At 74.3% G+C, this 3832-nt stretch carries 3 protein-coding genes; all 3 read right to left on the bottom strand.

Annotated elements, in window-relative coordinates; translation table 11 throughout:
• Window positions 1–13: 13 nt before the first annotated feature.
• Window positions 14–2398: a UvrD-helicase domain-containing protein gene (locus tag K6I34_RS33290; protein ID WP_374231092.1), complete on the bottom strand. Its 2385-nt coding sequence runs from the start codon at window positions 2396–2398 to the stop codon at window positions 14–16.
• Between the two features lie 109 nt (window positions 2399–2507).
• Window positions 2508–3251 carry an anti-sigma factor gene (locus K6I34_RS33295; RefSeq protein WP_229331775.1) on the bottom strand — a complete coding sequence of 248 codons (744 nt, stop codon included), beginning with the start codon at window positions 3249–3251 and terminating at the stop codon, window positions 2508–2510.
• Entirely contained in the window at window positions 3248–3793 is a 546-nt protein-coding gene (locus K6I34_RS33300; protein WP_229331777.1) for a sigma-70 family RNA polymerase sigma factor, read from the bottom strand. The genes K6I34_RS33295 and K6I34_RS33300 overlap by 4 nt, the downstream gene beginning before the upstream one ends.
• Window positions 3794–3832 lie beyond the last annotated feature (39 nt).

Genomic DNA, 3832 nt, shown 5'->3' on the forward strand with positions numbered 1-3832 from the left:
CAGCCGACAACAATCAGTCGCGCAACAGGTCCGGGACGCCCGCCGCGTCGGGGTCGTCCCGCTCCCCCGACAGAACCGTCAGCCGCTGCGTGGCGCGCGTCAGGGCCACGTACAGCACGCGCAGCCCCGCGGGGGACTCGTCGGCGATCTCGGCGGGGGTGACGACGACCGTGGCGTCGTACTCCAGGCCCTTGGCCTCGAGGCTGCCGAGGACCACGACGCGGTCGCCGAGTCCCGCGACCCAGTCGCGTGCCTCCGCACGGCGCGCCATCGGGACGACGACGCCGATCGTGCCGTCGACGTCGCCGAGCAGGTGCAGGGTCTCCGCGCGGACGGACTCCGCCAGGTCGCCGCCGGCCACGGCGAACCGCGGCACGACGCCCGTGGAGCGTACGGCGGAGGGGGCCCGCATGCCCGGCATGGCCAGGGCCAGCACCCTCGCCGCGAGTTCGGCGATCTCCGCGGGGTTGCGGTAGTTCACGGTGAGCTCGAAGCGGCGGCGCGGGCGGCTGCCGAGTGCCTCGTCACGGGCGGCGGCGGCCTCGTCCGGGTCGGACCAGGAGGACTGCGCGGGGTCGCCGACGATCGTCCAGGTGGCGGTGCGGCCCCTGCGGCCCACCATCCGCCACTGCATGGGCGTCAGGTCCTGCGCCTCGTCGACGATCACGTGGGCGTAGTCCCGGCGCTCCTGCGCCAGCCGCTCCGCGCGCTCGCGGCGGCTCTCGGAGCGCTGGGGCATCAGCTCCTCCAGGCCCGTGAGCGCGTCGAGCGGGTCGGCCTCGCGCGGCTGCTTGGGCCGGGCGGGTACACCGAGCAGCGTCTCCAGTTCGTCCAGGAGGGCCACGTCGTGCACGGAGAGCGGACCCTGGCCGCGGACGTCCAGCCGCTTCAGCGAGCGGGCCAGACGGCGGATCTCGCGCTGGTCGAGGTCGCGGCGGGCCCAGCGGGCGAGCCGCCGCTCGTCGGCCATCAGGGCCAGCACCCCGCGCGGGGTGAGCTCGGGCCACCACGCGGCGAGGAAGTCGATGAAGACGTCCTCGGTGGTGACGTCCTCGTCGAACGCCCTGCGGGCCTCGGCGGCGAGCTCCGGGTCGGTGTAGCGGCGCGGGCCGCCCGCCTTGGACCACAGGGCGTCGAGGATCAGTCTGCGGGCGCGCGGGCGCAGCAGGTTGATGGGCGCGGTGCCGCCGAGCGCGGTGTTGCGGATGCGCTTGAGCTCGTCGGCGCCCAGCTCCAGCCGGGCGCCGAAGACGACGACGCGCAGCCGGTCCGGGGTGCCCGGGGCGGTGTCCGGACCGCCGAGCGCGAGCTGCCCGGCCGCCTGTCCCTTGGGCGCGGGCGCCGTCTCCAGCGCACCGCGCACCGCCTTGCGGAGCACCTTGAGCATGCGGGTGGAGCCCTTGATCCGGGCGACCGCGGGCTCGTCGTAGGTGTCCGCCTCGGCGCCGTCCACCAGGGAGCCGACCGCGCGGATCGCCACCTGGCCCTCCTCGCCCAGCGAGGGCAGCACGCCCTCGGTGTAGGCGACGAGCAGCGGGGTCGGCGAGACGCAGAGGATGCCGCCCGCGTAGCGGCGCCGGTCCTGGTAGAGGAGGTACGCGGCGCGGTGCAGGGCGACGGCGGTCTTGCCGGTGCCGGGGCCGCCCTCGACCTCGGTCACGGAGGCGGCGGGGGCCCGGATGACGAGGTCCTGCTCCGCCTGGATGGAGGAGACGATGTCGCGCATGGTGTGGCTGCGGGCCTGCCCGAGCGCGGCCATCAGGGCGCCGTCGCCGACGACGGGCAGGGCGCCGCCGCGCAGGGTGGCGGTCAGCTCGGGGCGCAGCAGGTCGTCCTCGACGCCGAGGACCCTGCGGCCCTTGGAGCGGATGACGCGGCGGCGTACGACACGGCCGGGCGCCACGGGGGTGGCGCGGTAGAACGGCGCGGCCGCGGGGGCGCGCCAGTCGATGACGAGCGGGGAGTAGTCGGCGTCCAGGACGCCGAGACGGCCGATGTGCAGCGTCTCCGCGATCTCCGCCCGGTCGTCCCGTACGGCGTCGTCGGCGGGCTCGACGGAGGTGTAGGCGCCGTCGGGGCCCTTCTTGCCGTCCTTGCCGAGGAGCAGGTCGATGCGGCCGAAGAGGAAGTCCTCGAACTCGCTGTTGAGCCGGTTGAGGTGCACACCGGCGCGGAACACCTGGGCGTCCCGCTCGGCGAGCGCGCCGGGGGTGCCGACCTGGCCCCGTTTGGCGGCGTCGTCCATGAGGAACTCGGCCTCGTGGATCTTCTCCTCCAGGCGTCGGTACACCCGGTCGAGATGCTCTTGTTCGGTCCGGACCTCACGGTCGCGGACCCCGTCGGGTCCCGTCGCCGGTCCCGTCGCCACCTGCGTGTCCGTGGCGTTCTGCGCGGCCACCCAAGCCCCCTTCTGCTGTGCCTAGGGCAGCGGACAACCGTACGCGAACACAGGTGCTGAGCGCACCTGTCAGGACATCGGCCGAATGGCCTGGTTGGTGCCTGATCGGTCACACCTTGACGGTGGCCAGGAGCTTTCCGTCGAGCGTCCGGACCTCGAAGTGGTCGATGTCGTTCCGCGGGAAGGCGGCGCCGCCGTGGGTGTAGAGGGGCTCTTTGCTCCACTTGTCGCTCTTTTCTCCCCCCTCCAGGCCGTATCCGGCGGCCGGTACGGCCCAGGTCGTCACGGTCTGCCGCTGCCCGTTCCTGCCGACGGCCACGAGGTCGCAGGTCAGCGGGCCCTTGACGTGGGCGAGCCGGAGGGCGGCGTGGGTGCCCCAGGGCTTGTCCTCCAGCGAGACGGTGGCGTCGACCTTGGTGACGGGGTCGACCGCGCCGTACTTCTCGCCCTCCTCGTACATCTGCCTGGCCGCGCTCACGGAGCTGTGGTCCGGCGTGCGGTCCGGCGTGCGGTGCGCGGTGAGGGCGGCGCCGACGAGCGGCCCGGCGACGATCAGCACGGCGGCCGCGGCGGCCAGGCACCGTCTGCGGACACGCTGGGCGCGGCGCACGGCGGCGGCCCTGCCGAGGAGGCCGTCCAGGAATCCGGGGCCCGGCCGGGCGGTGAGCGTGTCCGGGTCGGGCGTGGCCTCCTTGAGGTCGGCCAGGAGCGGGGTGAGCCCGAGCAGGCCGTCGAGTTCCGCGGCGCACTCGGGGCAGTCGGCGAGGTGCTCCTCGAAGCGGGCGGCATCGTCCTGCTCCAGGGCGCCGAGCGCGTAGGCGCCCACGTCGGTGTGCGGTGCGGGCCGGTTCATCCCGTCACCCCCCGTTCTTCGAGCGAGAGCCTCATGGAGCGCAGCGCGTAGAAGACCCGGGACCGCACGGTCCCGGCAGGCACACCCAGCACTTCGGCGGCCTCGCTCACCGTACGTCCCTTGAAGTAGGTCTCGATCAGCGCCTCGCGGTGGGCCTCGGTCAGGTCGCCGAGGGCCTCGGAGATGGTCATCAGGCGCAGGGCCCGGTCGATCTCGTCGGCCGCCGGGACCAGGTCCAGGGGCGCCGGGTCGACCTCCCGGGGACGGGCCTGGCGGCTGCGGTGGTTGTCGATGACGATGCGCCGGGCGACGGTCACCAGCCAGGGCCGTACGGAACCGGGGGCGCCGCGCAGGCGGTCGGCGTTGCGCCAGGCGCGCAGCAGCGTCTCCTGGACGACATCCTCCGCGCGCTGGCGGTCCCCCGCGACCAGACGCAGCACGAACGCGAGGAGCGGGGGCGCGTGCTCGTCGTAGAGCACGCGCATCAGCTCTTCGTCAGGACTCGCCCTGCCGACCTCGGCCACGGCGGCATCCTCGCGCACGGGGGTTTTTGATCGGTAGGGGCTGCGCCCCTGGCCCCC

It is taken from the genome of Streptomyces sp. UNOC14_S4, assembly GCF_020740835.1.
Taxonomy (GTDB): Bacteria; Actinomycetota; Actinomycetes; order Streptomycetales; family Streptomycetaceae; genus Streptomyces.